General features: G+C 62.8%; 18 protein-coding genes. 2 read left to right on the top strand and 16 right to left on the bottom strand.

Going from position 1 to position 15,106, the window contains the following annotated elements; genetic code table 11:
• Positions 1 to 9 precede the first annotated feature (9 nt).
• The 12 genes from CI15_RS11580 to CI15_RS11635 form a co-directional block, all read right to left on the bottom strand.
• Complete coding sequence (locus CI15_RS11580; RefSeq protein ID WP_062127968.1) at positions 10 to 1,050, bottom strand: MucB/RseB C-terminal domain-containing protein; 1,041 nt, start codon at positions 1,048 to 1,050, stop codon at positions 10 to 12.
• Between the two features lie 4 nt (positions 1,051 to 1,054).
• Positions 1,055 to 1,663, bottom strand: a complete 609-nt coding sequence (locus CI15_RS11585) for a sigma-E factor negative regulatory protein (protein WP_062127829.1) — start codon at positions 1,661 to 1,663, stop codon at positions 1,055 to 1,057.
• Positions 1,664 to 1,753: 90 nt separating this feature from the next.
• Complete coding sequence (rpoE, locus tag CI15_RS11590; protein ID WP_062127831.1) at positions 1,754 to 2,353, bottom strand: RNA polymerase sigma factor RpoE; 600 nt, start codon at positions 2,351 to 2,353, stop codon at positions 1,754 to 1,756.
• Between the two features lie 101 nt (positions 2,354 to 2,454).
• Entirely contained in the window at positions 2,455 to 2,973 is a 519-nt protein-coding gene (locus CI15_RS11595) for a hypothetical protein (protein WP_082814205.1), read from the bottom strand.
• Positions 2,974 to 2,987: 14 nt separating this feature from the next.
• Positions 2,988 to 4,226, bottom strand: coding sequence for a beta-ketoacyl-ACP synthase II (gene fabF, locus CI15_RS11600; protein WP_062127833.1), 1,239 nt, complete (start codon positions 4,224 to 4,226; stop codon positions 2,988 to 2,990).
• Positions 4,227 to 4,481: 255 nt separating this feature from the next.
• Positions 4,482 to 4,721, bottom strand: coding sequence for an acyl carrier protein (gene acpP, locus CI15_RS11605; protein ID WP_004197638.1), 240 nt, complete (start codon positions 4,719 to 4,721; stop codon positions 4,482 to 4,484).
• Positions 4,722 to 4,873: 152 nt separating this feature from the next.
• A complete protein-coding gene (gene fabG, locus CI15_RS11610) occupies positions 4,874 to 5,623 on the bottom strand; it encodes a 3-oxoacyl-ACP reductase FabG (RefSeq protein ID WP_062127835.1) in 750 nt (249 codons plus the stop codon).
• Positions 5,624 to 5,734: 111 nt separating this feature from the next.
• Positions 5,735 to 6,670 (bottom strand): ACP S-malonyltransferase, encoded by a 936-nt coding sequence (fabD, locus tag CI15_RS11615; RefSeq protein ID WP_062127838.1) that lies wholly within the window; start codon positions 6,668 to 6,670, stop codon positions 5,735 to 5,737.
• Positions 6,671 to 6,788: 118 nt separating this feature from the next.
• Positions 6,789 to 7,778 carry a beta-ketoacyl-ACP synthase III gene (locus CI15_RS11620; RefSeq protein ID WP_062127840.1) on the bottom strand — a complete coding sequence of 330 codons (990 nt, stop codon included), beginning with the start codon at positions 7,776 to 7,778 and terminating at the stop codon, positions 6,789 to 6,791.
• Positions 7,778 to 8,884, bottom strand: a complete 1,107-nt coding sequence (gene plsX / locus CI15_RS11625; RefSeq protein WP_062127842.1) for a phosphate acyltransferase PlsX — start codon at positions 8,882 to 8,884, stop codon at positions 7,778 to 7,780. The genes CI15_RS11620 and plsX overlap by 1 nt, the downstream gene beginning before the upstream one ends.
• Before the next feature lie 171 nt (positions 8,885 to 9,055).
• A complete protein-coding gene (gene rpmF / locus CI15_RS11630; RefSeq protein WP_006401275.1) occupies positions 9,056 to 9,235 on the bottom strand; it encodes a 50S ribosomal protein L32 in 180 nt (59 codons plus the stop codon).
• 102 nt (positions 9,236 to 9,337) lie between these two features.
• Positions 9,338 to 9,994 carry a DUF177 domain-containing protein gene (locus CI15_RS11635; protein ID WP_062127844.1) on the bottom strand — a complete coding sequence of 219 codons (657 nt, stop codon included), beginning with the start codon at positions 9,992 to 9,994 and terminating at the stop codon, positions 9,338 to 9,340.
• 291 nt (positions 9,995 to 10,285) lie between these two features.
• Here CI15_RS11635 and CI15_RS11640 point away from each other — a divergent pair, with 291 nt between their 5' ends.
• Positions 10,286 to 10,903, top strand: coding sequence for a Maf-like protein (locus CI15_RS11640; RefSeq protein WP_062127846.1), 618 nt, complete (start codon positions 10,286 to 10,288; stop codon positions 10,901 to 10,903).
• Positions 10,900 to 11,619 (top strand): SAM-dependent methyltransferase, encoded by a 720-nt coding sequence (locus tag CI15_RS11645; protein WP_062127848.1) that lies wholly within the window; start codon positions 10,900 to 10,902, stop codon positions 11,617 to 11,619. The genes CI15_RS11640 and CI15_RS11645 overlap by 4 nt, the downstream gene beginning before the upstream one ends.
• An 84-nt stretch (positions 11,620 to 11,703) precedes the next feature.
• Here CI15_RS11645 and CI15_RS11650 read toward each other — a convergent pair whose 3' ends face one another.
• From CI15_RS11650 to CI15_RS11665, 4 genes are read right to left on the bottom strand one after another with little or no spacing between them, the layout of a single operon-like run.
• Positions 11,704 to 12,705 (bottom strand): S49 family peptidase, encoded by a 1,002-nt coding sequence (locus CI15_RS11650; protein ID WP_062127850.1) that lies wholly within the window; start codon positions 12,703 to 12,705, stop codon positions 11,704 to 11,706.
• A 28-nt stretch (positions 12,706 to 12,733) separates the two neighbouring features.
• Entirely contained in the window at positions 12,734 to 13,147 is a 414-nt protein-coding gene (locus CI15_RS11655; protein WP_062127852.1) for a Rieske (2Fe-2S) protein, read from the bottom strand.
• Positions 13,144 to 13,803: an HAD-IIIA family hydrolase gene (locus CI15_RS11660; RefSeq protein WP_062127854.1), complete on the bottom strand. Its 660-nt coding sequence runs from the start codon at positions 13,801 to 13,803 to the stop codon at positions 13,144 to 13,146. The genes CI15_RS11655 and CI15_RS11660 overlap by 4 nt, the downstream gene beginning before the upstream one ends.
• Complete coding sequence (locus tag CI15_RS11665; protein WP_062127856.1) at positions 13,796 to 14,842, bottom strand: RluA family pseudouridine synthase; 1,047 nt, start codon at positions 14,840 to 14,842, stop codon at positions 13,796 to 13,798. The genes CI15_RS11660 and CI15_RS11665 overlap by 8 nt, the downstream gene beginning before the upstream one ends.
• Positions 14,843 to 15,106 lie beyond the last annotated feature (264 nt).

Here is a 15,106-nt window from a genome sequence, read left to right on the forward strand (position 1 = left end):
TCGGAAGGATTACTTCGGAGCTTTGTATTCTATGGCAGACGCGAACTGCTGCAATGTGGTTTGGGGCACCTCACCGAGCAGGGTAATCCAGAAGTCGCCCTGACGCTTGACCAGTACGTGAGTCGCACCGCTATCGCCCGTGCCCTCCTTGCGGGTATTGTTCTCGACCGGCTCGACGAACACCGAAATCGCCGTGAGGCCGTCGGAAAACACGGCCTGATCGACCGGGATCGGCGGGCGGCCCGCTTCGCTAGAGGCCATCGGGCGGCGCAACTGCCGAATCATGTGAAAACCCGGCACCGACGGCGCGATCTGCCAGCCTTGGGCGGCCATATCGACCGGCTCAACCGGCGGCCGCACGATGGTCCAGCCCGAGAGATTGCGAATGCCGTTGACGATGGCGGCCTTGTCGACCGGCACGCCGATGCGGACCTGCGAGAACGACAGCTGTTCGAGCACCTGGCCGTTCGGGTCGAGTGTTTGCGCGCGCAGCAGCAGACCGGTCTTTTTGTCGGCCCACAGCTTGTACGCGAAGCGGTACGCGTCTTTCGGATCGAGCTCCATCACGAGGCTGTCGACACCCGCAACTCGGTCGTCGCCGAGCATCTTCGGCTCGTAGACGGACAACACCTGCTCGCCATTCACGGCCAGCAGCGCGGGGAACGCGTCTTTGTTCTGACGCTTTTCGACGACGACGAGATGCCGCTCCGGCACGAACGTGTACATGTCGTCGTTATGCCGCAGCATTTTGCGCGGCTTGCCGTCGAGGCTTTCGAGCTGTTCGAACTCGCCGTCCGTATGCGTGGAGTAATGCGCGATGCGCGACGTCTGCACGAAATTGCCGCGCTGATAGACAAACGCGCCCTCGTAGTTCTGCTGCTGGGCGGCCTGATGAATGCGATCGAGCAGTTCCGCCGCCGTGCGACGGGCGGCGGCCGGATCGTTTTGTGCGAAGACCCGCGGTGTAGCGGACAACAACACGGCTGCGCAGAACAGAAATGCTGGCAACCGCCCCCAGATAGTCGTTTTATTGAACCGCGGAGTCTGCATCAAACTATTGGCCCTGCGTGGAGACTGAGGCAGCGCGAATTACCGGCATCGAGCCTGCCATCACCGGTTGTTGCGCAAATTGCTGATGAGCTTCGAGGTATTGATCGAGGCTCGCGTCGCGAATGATGTTGGAGTCTTGCGTGGGCACCGAGGCCATGGCGACACGCTGCACGGCGTCGCCGTGCGCTTGCAGCGAAGCGACCTGAGCACCGGGACCACCCGGCACGCCCTGCAACTGCGGCACGACGATCCAGGTCAGCGTAGCGGCCGCGGCGGCGACGGCAAAAGCCGGTACGACGCGGCGACGCAACCCGAGCAGTCGGCGCGTGACGGCCCCGGACGCTGGTGCCAGCACATGCGGCTCGCTTTCGAGACGCGCGGCGAAGTCGCTCAGAAATGCGCTGCTCCTTGCCGGGCTGACTGCCAGATCGTCGGAGCGCAGCGCGTCGCCGATCAGGTGATAGCTCGACCAGGCGGTGCGATCGCCGCCGTCGAAGTCCGCAAGAAACTTGTCCAGATTCACATGCTCTTCGCCGAACAGCTCACCGTCGACGAAAGCGGACAGACGCTCGCCGTGCGAGCCCGCTTGCGATTGCACCGAGACCGACCCCATGATGCTCCCCATCTTTCCAAATACCCCGTAGTGACACCACTAATCCAGATATTGCACCGCTGCCCCGCCAAGCCCGCTGGAAGTTCACGCCTACCAGCGCTTGCCTTCGGGTGTGTCAAGCAACGGTCGCAATTTTGCCGCAATGGCTTCGCGAGCGCGGAAAATTCGTGATCTGACCGTGCCTATCGGGCAATCCATCATCTCAGCGATTTCCTCGTAGCTCAATCCCTCAATTTCTCGAAGAGTAATGGCGGTGCGCAATTCTTCCGGTAAAACCGCCATCGCAGCATTGACCGTCTCGGCGATCTGCTTGCTCATCAACATCGACTCAGGCGTGTTGATATCCCTTAGTTGGTCGGCGTCGGAGAAAGTTTCAGCTTCTTCAGCATCCGCTTCGGTCGAGGTCGGCGCGCGCCGGCCCTGGGTGGCAAGGTAGTTCTTCGCAGTATTGACCGCAATCCGGTACAACCACGTATAAAACGCCGACTCGCCGCGAAACTGCGGCAACGCACGATACGCCTTGATAAAAGCGTCCTGCGCGACGTCTTCGACTTCGGCGGGGTCCCGCACGAGACGTGAGATCAGCCGGAGAATCTTGCGGTGGTATTTGGAGACCAGAAGCTCGAACGCGGCCTTGTCGCCCTTCTGGACGCGCTCGACCAGCACCTGATCAATTTCTTTTTCGCTCACCTGATAAATCCGTTAACTATAGGGCGCATGGCGGGGGACCATTGTAGCGTCCCCCTCGTGAGGGCACGTTACTACGGTAACAGCGGTTACAGTCGTTACAGTCAGGCGCCGGCCGCACGCCGGCCCAGCACGGAAAGTTCGCGAAAAACAGTGGGAGGCAGCGCGTCGGCGGGAAACAGCATGGTGCAGGTGCGAGCACGCGGCTGGAGCGTTGAATTGCGTCGCTGACCGCCCTCGCGCTCCAGCACGAGCACCAGCAGACGGCCGCTCCAATGCGCGCAACCGACCACGCGGCCACGCGCGAGCAACGCGCCCGCGCGGTTCCAGGCGGAAATCTCGCCCATCGCGATATGCAGCGCGACGGGCTGCGCCACGTGATGCCTTGCCATGCGCAGCGCGAGCAGCGCCGCCACGGCAAGCGTAAGCGGAGCGGCCTGCCACGCGCCCAACCGGGGCGCAAGGCAGGTGTAGACGGCTAACGTCACAATCAGCGCGAACGCCCCCAACGCGGCGCGCATTGCAACCGAGCGACGCAGCGTAATCCGCCGCGTCGCCCAGCCCAAGGTCACCGGTTCGGGGGAAAGCGCCGGCGAAGCCGGCGTCGTGAGCTGACGCGTCACCCGTGATCAGGCGATCAGGCGCGCTTGAACACCAGCGTGCCGTTCGTGCCGCCGAACCCGAACGAGTTCTTCAGCGCGACGTCGATCTTCATGTCCCTCGCGGTGTTCGCGCAGTAATCGAGATCGCAGGCCGGGTCCTGGTTGAAGATATTGATGGTCGGCGGCGAAACCTGATGATGCACGGCGAGCACCGTGAACACCGACTCCAGACCGCCGGCGCCGCCCAGCAGGTGACCCGTCATCGACTTGGTCGAGTTGACGACCATGTCCTTCGCGTGGTCGCCGAACGCCCGCTTGATACCGGTCGTTTCCGCCAGATCGCCGAGCGGCGTGGACGTGCCGTGCGCGTTCAGGTAGTTCACCTGATCGCCATTGATGCCCGCGTTCTTCAGCGCGGCGAGCATGCAGCGGCGTGCGCCGTCGCCGTCTTCGAGCGGCGCGGTCATGTGATACGCGTCGCCGCTCATGCCGTAGCCGCCGATTTCCGCGTAGATCTTCGCACCGCGCGCCTTCGCGTGCTCGTATTCTTCGAGCACCATCACGCCCGCGCCCTCGCCGAGCACGAAGCCGTCGCGATCCTTGTCCCACGGACGGCTTGCCGTCGCCGGATCGTCATTGCGTTGCGACAGCGCGCGCGCCGCCGCAAAGCCGCCGATGCCGAGCGGCGACACGGTCGATTCCGCGCCACCGGCGATCATCACGTCGGCGTCGCCGTATTCGATCAGGCGCGAAGCCTCGCCGATGCAGTGCAGACCGGTCGTACACGCGGTCACGATCGACAGATTCGGACCCTTGATGCCGAACTTGATCGACAAATGGCCGGAGATCATGTTGATGATCGAGGCCGGCACGAAGAACGGCGAAATGCGACGCGGGCCGCGATTGAGCAACTCGGTTTGGGTGATTTCGATCATCGGCAGGCCGCCGATACCCGATCCAACCACGACGCCGATGCGCTCCGAATTCTCGTCGGTGACTTCGAGGCCGCTGTCCTGCATCGCCTGGATGCCCGCAGCCACGCCGTAATGGATGAACGTATCCATGTGACGCGCTTCCTTACCGGGGATGTAGTCCTCGATATTGAAGCCCTTCACCTCGCCGGCGAAACGAGTCGAGAAGTTCGACGCATCGAACTTCGTGATATTGGCAATCCCAGACTTGCCGGCGACCAGATTGGCCCAGCCATCGGCAACATTATTGCCAACAGGCGAAATCAGCCCCAGGCCTGTAACAACAACACGACGGCGGCTCACGGTAACCCCTTTTTCATAGATGACAAAAGCAAAAGCCACAGCGCCCACAGGAATCGCCCTGTGTGCCCTGTGGCTGTTTAAGTCGGCAATCGCGCGAAAAGTTGCGCTGTCAACATCGCGGGCTCCTGCATGGCAAGCGGCGTGGCGCCTGGCGTGCCAACAGACACTTCCAGTAGCGCCGACCCTGCGGGCGCCGACAAGCGGCACGGCAGGGCGTCATGCGCGGCCTGTGCAGAAACGCAGGCGCGAATGACCTTAGGCCTTGACGTTCGCGCGAGCGTAGTCGATCGCTTGCTGAACGGTGGTGATCTTCTCGGCTTCTTCATCCGGAATTTCCATGCCGAATTCGTCTTCGAGGGCCATCACGAGCTCAACGGTGTCGAGCGAGTCGGCGCCGAGATCGTTCACGAACGACGCTTCGTTCTTGATTTCCGCTTCCGCAACGCCCAGTTGTTCCGCGACGATCTTCTTGACGCGCTGTTCGATATTGTCCATTACCCCTCCAAGGGAAAAGAAGTTCAAAAATACAGGTGCGCGCATTTTATCAGGTTTGACCCGGCAAAAAAGCAGCGCTTCGGGTTCCTGTCAACGCATGCGCCTCGTGCTTTCCACTAACGCATCAAGGCGCGGATAGTAACCGAAATCGGTTACTGCATATACATGCCGCCGTTCACGTGCAGCGTCGTGCCGGTGATGTAGCCCGCTTGCGGCGACGCGAGGAACGCGACCGCATGCGCAATGTCTTCAGGGCTGCCGAGACGGCCGAGCGGAATTTGCGTTTTCAGCGCGGTCTGCTGCTCTTCGGGAAGCGCCTTCGTCATGTCGGTATCGATGAAACCGGGCGCCACGCAATTGACCGTGATGCCGCGGCTGCCGATCTCGCGCGCGAGCGCGCGTGTCATGCCCGCGACGCCGGCCTTCGCAGCTGCGTAGTTGATCTGCCCCGGGTTGCCAGCCGAGCCGACCACCGACGTGATGTTGATGATGCGCCCGCCCTTCGCTTTCATCATCGGACGCAGCACAGCACGCGACAGGCGGAACACCGACTTCAGGTTGGTGTCGACCACCGCGTCCCAGTCATCGTCCTTCATGCGCATCGCAAGTTGATCCTGCGTGATGCCGGCGTTGTTCACGAGCACGTTGAGCACGCCGAATTCCTTGACCGTGCCATCGATCAGCGCTTCGGCGGCGGCCGCGTCGTTGACGTCGAGCACGGCGCCGCGGCCGTTCAAGCCGGCCGCCTTGAACGCTTCGGAGATCGCGGCCGCGCCGCTTTCACTCGTTGCGGTGCCGATGACCGTCGCGCCCTGACGCGCGAGTTCCATCGCGATCGCACGGCCGATACCGCGCGACGCGCCCGTCACGATTGCGATCTGCTTGTCGAGAGTCTTTTCCATCTGTCAGTCCGGATGCCCTTCAAATCGGGCTCATTGATCGTTGTTGATTCTTCCGAGGGATACCGCGCTCGCGCGGCGCGGCTCTGTCGATGCCCGCTCGCGAAAGCGCGCTCAACCGGCCTTCACGAGCTTCAGCGTTTCTTCGAGCGAGGCCGGATCGAACACCGACGCGCCGACGAGATTGCCGTCGATACGCTTGGTCAAGCCGGCGAGCACCTTGCCCGGGCCGCACTCGATCACGTGCGTGACGCCCTGCGCGGCCATGGCCTGAACGCATTCGACCCAGCGCACCGCACCGGCCGCCTGACGCACGAGCGCGTCCTTGATTTTGGCCGGCTCGTTGACCACGGCGACGTCGACGTTGTTGATGACGGGAATCGACGGCACTTGCACGTCGACGCTCGCGAGGTATTCGCGCAGCTGGTCCGACGCGGGCTTGAGCAGCGACGAATGGAACGGCGCCGAGACCGGCAGCGGCAGCGCGCGCTTCGCGCCCTTCGCCTTCGCGACTTCGCACGCCTTTTCGACCGCGGCCTTGTGGCCTGCGATCACGACTTGCGCCGGCGCGTTGAAATTGACGGCTTCGACGACACCCGCCACCGACGCTTCCGCGCAGACCGCGCGCACCGTGTCGTCGTCGAGGCCGAGAATCGCGGCCATGCCGCCTTCGCCCACCGGCACCGCGGTTTGCATCGCCTGCGCGCGGAAACGCACGAGCGGCACCGCGTCACGGAAGGCGAGCGCGCCCGCCGCGACGAGCGCCGTGTACTCACCGAGGCTGTGGCCGGCAACGATCGCCGGCGCCGGGCCGCCCGCCTGCTGCCACGCACGGTAGATCGCGTAGGCCGCGGTCAACATGACCGGCTGGGTGTTGGTGGTGAGATTGAGATCTTCGGCGGGGCCTTCGGCGATCAATTTGCCGAGGTCCTGATTGAGTGCGTCGGACGCTTCCTGGACCGTCTCACGCACGATGGCATGATCGGCGAATGCGTTCAGCATGCCGACCGCCTGCGAACCCTGCCCAGGAAAAACGAACGCGAATTTCATATCGTCCCCAAAATCTGTTTAATCGGATGTGGCGGCCGGCCGCGGCGTGCTGCATGGCGCGCGCGTAGCTCTGGCCGCACGGGCGCCGCCAATGGCGCCCTGTGATGCGTCGTCGCGCTCAGTAGCGGATGACCGACGCACCCCACGTGAAGCCGCCGCCGACGCCTTCGATCAGCACGTTCTGGCCGCGCTTGATCCGGCCGTCGCGCACCGCGACATCAAATGCGAGCGGAATGGACGCCGCCGACGTATTGCCGTGCTCGCCCACCGTGACGACCATGCGCTCCTGCGGCAAGCCGAGCTTGCGACAGGTGCTTTGCATGATGCGGATATTGGCCTGATGCGGAATCAGCCAGTCGATCTGCTCGGGTTTCAGATCGGCTTTTTCCAATGCTTCGATAGCGACCTTCTCGAGCACGTTGACGGCGAGCTTGAACACCGCCTGGCCGTCCATGTGCAGGAATGCGCTGCCCGCGACCACGCCGCCGTTCACGTTGCCCGGCGTGCAGAGAATGTTCGAGTGGCTGCCGTCCGCGTGCAGCGCGCTTGCCAGCACGCCCGGTTCGTCGGATGCCTGCAGGATTACAGCGCCCGCGCCATCGCCGAACAACACGCAGGTGGTGCGGTCGTTGAAGTCGAGGATTCGCGAGAAGGTTTCCGCGCCGACCACGAGGGCCGTGCGATGCTGGCCGCTGCGGATCAGGCTGTCAACCGTCGCGACCGCGTACGCGAAGCCGGAGCAGACCGCTTGCACATCGAACGCGGCGCCGTGATTCTTGATGCCGAGCTTGTTCTGCAGCAGGCAGGCGGTACTCGGGAATACGAAGTCCGGCGTGGAGGTGGCGACGACGATCAGGTCGATGGACTGCGGATCGATGTCCGCCGCTTCGATCGCGCGCTGCGAAGCGACCAGCGCGAGGTCGCTGGTCGTGACGTCCGCTTCGGCGAAGTGACGGGCATGAATACCCGTGCGAGCGACGATCCATTCGTCGCTCGTCTCGACACCTTGTCTGGCGAGGCGCTCAGCCAGATCCTGATTGGTGACGCGGTTGGGCGGCAGACAGCTGCCGGTGCCCAGCACGCGGGAATAGATTGTGGATTGAGCCATTATGCCTTCGAGGATTGCGCAGCGTAGGGCTCGGCCGGCTGGCCTGCGATCGGGCTTGCGTGACCCGCACCGCTTGCGTCGCGCGCCGCCTGTTCGAGAGAACCCGCATTCTCTTCCATCGCTCGCGCAAGGCGCTCCAGCACGCCGTTTTTGACGGCATCATACCCGCGTTTGATAGCCCACTCAAACGCGTAGGCATCGGCGGAGCCGTGGCTTTTGATCACGAGGCCACGCAAGCCGAGCAGCGCGGCGCCGTTGTATTGCCGATGATCGACACGTTTCTTGAAGCGCATCAATACCGGCAGCGCGAGCACCGCCATCACCTTGGTCAGCCACGACCGGCCAAACTCTTCCTTGATGATGTTGGACAGCATTTGCGCGAGACCTTCCGACGTCTTCAGCGCGACATTGCCGACAAAGCCATCGCAGACGATCACGTCGACGGTGCCCTTGTAGATGTCGTCGCCTTCGACATTGCCGTGAAAGTTCAGTGTACTCGCACGCAGCAGTTCGCCGGCGCGCTTGATGATGTCGTTGCCCTTGATGACTTCTTCGCCAATGTTGAGCAGACCGATTGTGGGCCGCTCCTTGCCCTCGAGCGCGGACACGAGCGCGTGCCCCATCTCCGCGAACTGCAGCAGATGCTGCGGCTCGCAGTCGACGTTGGCGCCCAGGTCGAGCATCATCGTATAGCCAGTGGGATTGGGCAGGGCAAACGCGATGGCCGGGCGTTCGATGCCCGACAGCGTTTTCAGCACATAACGCGAAACCGCCATCAGCGCGCCGGTATTGCCGGCGGAAATGCAGGCTTGCGCCTCGCCTTCCTTGACGCGGTTCAGCGCCACGCGCATTGACGAATCTTTTTTCTTGCGCAGCGCGACCTCGACCGGATCGTCCATTGCGACGACCTCGGTGGCGGGCAGGACGGTCAGTGCCGGCAGATCCTGAGCCTTGAGCTTCTTCAGCTGCGCACGAATGGCACTTTCAATGCCGACGAGCAGCAACTGCGCATCGGGATGCGAACGAACGAAGTTGACGGCAGCGGGAACGGTCACGGACGGGCCGTGGTCGCCTCCCATGCAATCTATCGTGAGCTTTACTGTCATGGAGTGCGACGAAATTCAGACGCTCTGCTTGGGATCGCAGTATGCACCAAAGCGCCAACTGCGATTGACACAAAAAAGCGGCAAGTGAATGCCGCCTTTTTGCCGAACCAGGAAAATGTCAAGCGAGCCGATCGCTACGCGAAACGCCGTAGGGCGCATCGCAGTCAACGATTAGTCGTTCTTCGTCTTGACGACTTTCTTGCCGCGATAGTAGCCGTTCGGGCTGATGTGGTGACGCAGATGCACTTCGCCCGTGCTCGGCTCAACGGCCAGCGGCGCTGCCGTCAGGAAATCGTGCGAACGGTGCATGCCGCGCTTCGACGGCGACTTCTTGTTTTGTTGAACTGCCATGACTAAAACTCCAAAAAATTTTCCGAATTCTAACACAGCCCGATACGGTCTTAACCACTGGCCAAACGGCCAATATGCCCGCATCGCGCCACCTGCAACTGTTCAATGCTTTTTGCCGCCCGGTTCGTCGCGCTTCAGACTTTCGAGCGCCGCGAACGGATTGCGCCGCTCCGTGGACTGGTCCTGCTCGCCGGCATCGCCAGCCTCGTCCTGCGCAGCTTCATCGCCCTCGCCTTCACTGCCGTCCGCACCCGAGACCAGACTCTCGTGCACCTCAGGGCAGACCTCGTGCTTGGGCACGAGCGGCAAGGAAAGCAGCAACTCTTCTTCGATCAAGTCGATGAGATCGAACTGGCGCGAACCCACGATCACCTCGACTTCATCCTCGTCGAGCGGAAACTCTTCAGCTTCCGCCTCCGTATTGACGATCCGGTAAGTTGCATCGACGTTGAACGCCTGCGAATACGGCGTCAAGCACCGCTGGCATTCGAGCCACGTGGCACCGTGAACCGCCAGCCGAAGATAAGGCTGGGGACCTTCGGTGCCGTCGTCCTGCAATTCCGGCTGCGTCGTCCCTTCGGCTTGCCATGTGAACGCGGTGTCGCGATCTGGCGCTTCCGCCGGGACTTCGTTTAACATGCGCGGCAGTTGCGAGACGCGCACGACACCCGCGGCCTGACGCCCACTCCGCGCAAATTCGAACAGATCGAGTTCATGCGGGTCGGACAGACCTGCAGGTTTGCCAAGATGTTGAGTCATGTGCGCTCCTGCGTCGGCAAGCATGTTGCCGGGGTGATTCGCGAAGGACGATCAGATCCGCCGCGAAGATATCCGGTGTGCGAGGTAGCCGGTGAAGCCCGCGGACATTGCGTTCAAGCCTACTGCGCTTTCTTCGATCTTCGGAAAGCCGCTGAACGCGCCGAGACCCCTTCAAGCGCAAGCATACCGTGAAAAGCCCGAAATCATATCCGTTTTGTCTTTTCGAGTCAAACACTTAAGCCCGTACGTGCCCGACCCCGTACGACCCGACTCTCCCGTTGCCCGCAAACCATGCCTGATTCCTCCAAACGCCCGCCACGCCTGATTCTGGCGTCGAGTTCGCCCTATCGCCGCGAGTTGCTCGCACGCCTGCGCGTGCCGTTCGACGTCGTCGTCCCCGCGATCGATGAAACCCCGCTCGCGGGCGAAACGCCCGAAGCCACCGCGCTACGCCTCGCCGAAGCCAAAGCCCGCGCGGTAGCCCAAGGGCTCGCCGCCGACGAGCACGTGCTCGTGATCGGCTCCGACCAGGTTGCCACCTACGACGGCCTGCAGATCGGCAAACCCGGCACACACGACAAAGCGTTGGCGCAACTACGGGCCATGCGCGGCCGCGAGGTACTGTTCCATAGCGCGCTGTGTCTGTTCGACAGCGCGACGAACAGCGCGCAAACCGTCGACGTGATCACACGTGTGCGCTTTCGCAACCTGCCTGACGCGGCGCTCGACGCCTACCTGCACGCCGAAACGCCCTACGACGTAGCCGGCAGCGCCAAATCCGAAGGCCTAGGCATCGCGCTGCTGGAAGCCATCCATTCCGACGATCCCACCGCGCTCGTCGGCCTGCCACTGATCGCACTGTCGAGCATGCTGCTCGCGGCCGGCTATCCGCTTTTGGGGGCACGATGACCGGCACACTCTATCTAATCCCGAACACCCTAGGCGAAGGCGACGCGAGCGCGCTCGACCTGGTGCTGCCCGCCCCCGTGCGCGCCCGCGCGGCGTCACTGCGCTATTACATTGGCGAAAACGCGAAAACGACGCGCGCGTTCCTGAAGAAAGTCGGCACCGAGCGGCCGATTCAGGAAATCGAGATTCGAGAACTGAACGTCAATACGCCGGCCGGTGAGATCGATAAACTGCTGGCGCCCTTGCTGGCCGGGACCGATGCGGGTCTCGTCTCCGAAGCCGGCTGTCCGGCGGTCGCGGACCCGGGCGCACTGCTTGTGCGACGCGCGCACGAGCGCGGCGTGAAGGTTGTGCCGCTGGTCGGGCCGAGCTCGATTCTTCTCGCGCTGATGGCGTCGGGGCTGAACGGCCAAAGCTTTGCGTTTCACGGCTACCTGCCCGTCGACGCCGCCGAGCGGGCCAAACGGCTGCGCGATCTCGAACAACAGTCGCGCAAGGGCAAGCAGACGCAGATTTTCATCGAAACACCGTACCGGAATCGTGCGCTGCTCGATACCTTGCTGGCGACCTGCGCACCGTCGACGCTGGTCTGTGTGGCGGTCGATCTGACGCTCCCGACCGAAACGATCGCGAGCCGGACTGTCTCCGACTGGAAAAAGAAGTCGGAGATCGATTTGCATAAACGGCCGGCGATTTTTCTGATCCTGGCGGCCTGAGCGCCCGAAACCGCGCCCGCAAAGCCAAAGCCCGCGCGACCGGTCAGACCGACCGGGCGCGCGGGCTTTCTCATGGCTGCGAGATCAATGCAGATTCAGCTTCGCGCCAAGGGCCATCGCTCGAACTGCACCCGCGCCGACCGCCGCGCCGAATTTGCGCGCAACACGGTCTGTAATGCTCTCTTTTACCGTGTAATCGACGATATCCGGCGCTTTGAAGATCTCACGCGCGACGTAATCCGCGTCGCCAAATCCGTCCGCGAGGCCGAGTTCGACGCTCTTCTGCCCGGTCCAGAACAGGCCCGAGAACATGTCTGGGGTCTCATGCAGGCGCTTGCCGCGTCCCTGACGCACGGCGTCGATGAACTGCGCGTGGATCTGATCCAGCATGTCCTGCGCATGCTCATCCATCTTCGGCGTTTCCGGCGAGAACGGATCGAAAAAGCCCTTGTTCTCACCCGATGTGTGCAGCCGACGCTGAATCCCCAGCTTGTCCATCAGGCCTGTAAAACCGAAGCTGTCCATCAAGACGCCGATCGAACCGACGATGCTCGCCTTGTCGACATAAATCTTCTCCGCCGCGGCGGCCGCGTAGTAGCCGCCCGACGCACACATATCGCCGACTACGACGTACAGCGGTATGGACGCATATTTGGCACGCAGCCGCCGAATCTCGCTGTTGATAATGCCCGCCTGCACCGGACTGCCTCCTGGGCTGTTGCAGTACAGGATCACGCCTGCCGTGTCGGAATCTTCGAACGCAGAATCGAGCGCAGTGTTGATATCTTCAGCGTTTGCGTTCGTATCCGTCGCGATCTCACCATCAAGTGAAATCATCGCCGTATGACGGCCGGTAGTGGCAACCCGCTCGCCCGAAAAGTTCAGCACGCCCCACACGGCCAGCACGAGCACGGCGAGGAACACAAAGCGGAAGAATATTCGCCAGCGCCGCGCGGCGCGTTGCTCCGTGATCGCGGCGAGGGCAATGCGCTCGAGAGCTGCCCGCTCCCAGCCCGGCTCGTCGGCGGACGGACGGGAGCGGCCGCCCGAGGCCGGGTCTTTTTCGGGGGTCAAATTGTCGGACATGCGGAGAGTGGAAAGATTGAAAGGAAAATCAGCGCGAGAGCGGCATCAATTCGCCGTCAGGCAGCCAGAATACCGCACGGCCCTCGCGCGTATCGCGCTCCTCGACCTGTACGGGGCGCAATCTGCCTCCGCGACACGGACCACCCACGCATTTGCCGGTATCTGGCGCGTAAATCGCGCCATGTGTCGCGCACATCAAGTATAAGCCGGACGATTCGAAGAACCGCCCCTCCTGCCAATCCAGCTCCATCGGCACATGCGCGCAGCGATTCAGATAGCCGTATGCGCGGCCATCATAGCGGACGAAGAACACCACCACCTCCTGTCCGCCGAGTTGCGCTTCGCGTCGGATGCCGTCACCGCCGTCGACCAGTTCGTCGGACGAGCAGATGCGCACGGCCTGCGCAGCAGCGGCAGCAGCCTCGACGCCGTCGGTGCTCATGCGTTCTCCCGCAACCAGCCGGACAGATCGCTGACGCTCGACGCGACGAACTTCGGCGACATCGCATTCAGCGAATTCGCCGGATGCGCACCATAGGTCACCCCGATGCCCGTCACGCCGGCGTTGAGCGCCATCTGCAAATCGTGCGTCGTATCGCCGATCATGACGGTGCGCGCGATGTCCTGCCCCAATTCCCGGGTCAGCTCGTGCAGCATCGCCGGATGCGGCTTCGAGAAGGTTTCGTCAGCGCAGCGCGTGCCGTCAAACAGGCTCGTCAGGCGAGCCTGGTCGAGCGCGCGGTTCAGCCCGACGCGGCTCTTGCCGGTCGCGACCGCGAGCAGGTAGCCGAGGTCGCGCAACTCCTGAAGCATCTCGCGCACCCCAGGGAAGAGTTCGGTGGTCTGGTCTTTTACCAGAAAATGAAAGCGGTAGCGCTCAGATAGCCGCGGATAGTCGACCGGATCGAGCGTCGGCGCGGCAATCTGCAGTGCGTCGCGCAGGCCGAGGCCGATCACATAGCTCGCGGCTTCGTCGGCGGGAACCGGCAAGCCGAGGTCACGACACGCCGCCTGGATGCTGCGCGTGATGTGCACGGTCGAATCCATCAGCGTGCCATCCCAGTCAAACACGATCAGGTCAAATTGCTCTCTAGCCATGCAAGGTCGTCTCCGGGTTGGACCCAGTTCGAAGTTCGTTGAGTTGGTCGATAAAGCCGCGGCAATCGGCCGGCAGCGGCGCCTCCAGCTGCAGAGGCGCGCCAGTGGCCGGATGCGTGAGCTTAAGCCGATAAGCGTGCAAAAACATACGTTTGATGCCCGGCTTCGCGTTGGCGCGCGCGAGCGCCTTGTTCAGCGCGAAATCGCCGTATTTGGCGTCGCCGACGATCGGCAGCGCCAGATGTTGCAGATGCACGCGAATCTGATGCGTGCGCCCCGTTTTCAGTTCGGCCTCCAGCAGCGCGTAGTCCGGCCAGCGGTCGATCAGATTGAAGACCGTGTGGGACGCGAGGCCATCCGCCTGGACGCGCACCCGGCGCTCGCCGTCGGCGGTCAGATACTTATGCAGCGGCTCCTTCACCGCGCGGCGGCGGCCCCAGTCGCTCGCCCATTCGCCGTGCACGCACGCGTAGTAGCGCTTGTCCATGCGGTTCTCGCGAATCTGCTCGTGCAGATTGACGAGCGCCGCGCGCTTTTTCGCTAGCATCAGGATGCCCGAGGTCTCGCGATCCAGCCGATGCACGAGTTCGAGGAACTTCGCCTGCGGCCGCGCCGCGCGCATCTGCTCGATCACGCCGAACGCGACGCCGCTGCCACCGTGGACCGCGACCCCGGCCGGCTTGTCGATCACGAGAAGATGCTCGTCTTCGAACAGGATGTGAAAGCCGCCCTCGGGCACAGGCACGTGGGCCGGGACCTCATTGGGCTGCGCGACGCGGATCGGCGGCACGCGCACCAGATCGCCCAGCTCGAGCCGGTATTGCGCGTCGATACGACCCTTGTTGACCCGCACTTCGCCGCTACGCAGAATGCGGTAAATATGGCTCTTCGGCACGCCCTTACAGACGCGCAACAGGAAATTATCGATACGCTGACCGGCCGAGCTGTCGTCGATTTCGATCAGCGAAACCTGGTCGCTTGCGACCGATCCGGCCGCGCCTGCAACCGATCTCTGGGATGTTTTGCCTAACTCTTTCATTCTGAATATAATTTGCCCAGCAGTCCGCGACGGCCGGCGCAGTGTCCGGAATGCGGGTGGACTGCACGAGCGCAAGCGATAAACCGTTATTTTACTTGCGCCGGGGTCTGGTTGCTCGCCCTGAAAATGAGATGCAACAAGTTGCACGCACGAAGTCAGCACCCGGCAGGGACGGCGCCCATAGGCGCGTTCGGTCAAGGTCGGCTTCGACGGTAACGGAATTTTGGTTAAAAAGAATTTAGCTTTCAGCTTCGCGTTTCCGGG

Source organism: Paraburkholderia monticola, from assembly GCF_001580545.1.
GTDB lineage: Bacteria > Pseudomonadota > Gammaproteobacteria > Burkholderiales > Burkholderiaceae > Paraburkholderia > Paraburkholderia monticola.

Excerpts from the sequence above, each read along its gene's own strand:
- rpmF (WP_006401275.1), bottom strand. The coding sequence starts at position 9,235 with ATGGCAGTTCAACAAAACAAGAAGTCGCCGTCGAAGCGCGGCATGCAC.
- CI15_RS11640 (WP_062127846.1), top strand. The coding sequence starts at position 10,286 with ATGCCTGATTCCTCCAAACGCCCGCCACGCCTGATTCTGGCGTCGAGT.
- CI15_RS11660 (WP_062127854.1), bottom strand. The coding sequence starts at position 13,803 with ATGGCTAGAGAGCAATTTGACCTGATCGTGTTTGACTGGGATGGCACG.
- CI15_RS11620 (WP_062127840.1), bottom strand. The coding sequence starts at position 7,778 with ATGGCTCAATCCACAATCTATTCCCGCGTGCTGGGCACCGGCAGCTGT.
- CI15_RS11580 (WP_062127968.1), bottom strand. The coding sequence starts at position 1,050 with ATGCAGACTCCGCGGTTCAATAAAACGACTATCTGGGGGCGGTTGCCA.
- fabD (WP_062127838.1), bottom strand. The coding sequence starts at position 6,670 with ATGAAATTCGCGTTCGTTTTTCCTGGGCAGGGTTCGCAGGCGGTCGGC.
- fabG (WP_062127835.1), bottom strand. The coding sequence starts at position 5,623 with ATGGAAAAGACTCTCGACAAGCAGATCGCAATCGTGACGGGCGCGTCG.
- CI15_RS11585 (WP_062127829.1), bottom strand. The coding sequence starts at position 1,663 with ATGGGGTCGGTCTCGGTGCAATCGCAAGCGGGCTCGCACGGCGAGCGT.
- CI15_RS11645 (WP_062127848.1), top strand. The coding sequence starts at position 10,900 with ATGACCGGCACACTCTATCTAATCCCGAACACCCTAGGCGAAGGCGAC.
- CI15_RS11635 (WP_062127844.1), bottom strand. The coding sequence starts at position 9,994 with ATGACTCAACATCTTGGCAAACCTGCAGGTCTGTCCGACCCGCATGAA.
- plsX (WP_062127842.1), bottom strand. The coding sequence starts at position 8,884 with ATGACAGTAAAGCTCACGATAGATTGCATGGGAGGCGACCACGGCCCG.
- CI15_RS11665 (WP_062127856.1), bottom strand. The coding sequence starts at position 14,842 with ATGAAAGAGTTAGGCAAAACATCCCAGAGATCGGTTGCAGGCGCGGCC.
- CI15_RS11655 (WP_062127852.1), bottom strand. The coding sequence starts at position 13,147 with ATGAGCACCGACGGCGTCGAGGCTGCTGCCGCTGCTGCGCAGGCCGTG.
- CI15_RS11650 (WP_062127850.1), bottom strand. The coding sequence starts at position 12,705 with ATGTCCGACAATTTGACCCCCGAAAAAGACCCGGCCTCGGGCGGCCGC.
- acpP (WP_004197638.1), bottom strand. The coding sequence starts at position 4,721 with ATGGACAATATCGAACAGCGCGTCAAGAAGATCGTCGCGGAACAACTG.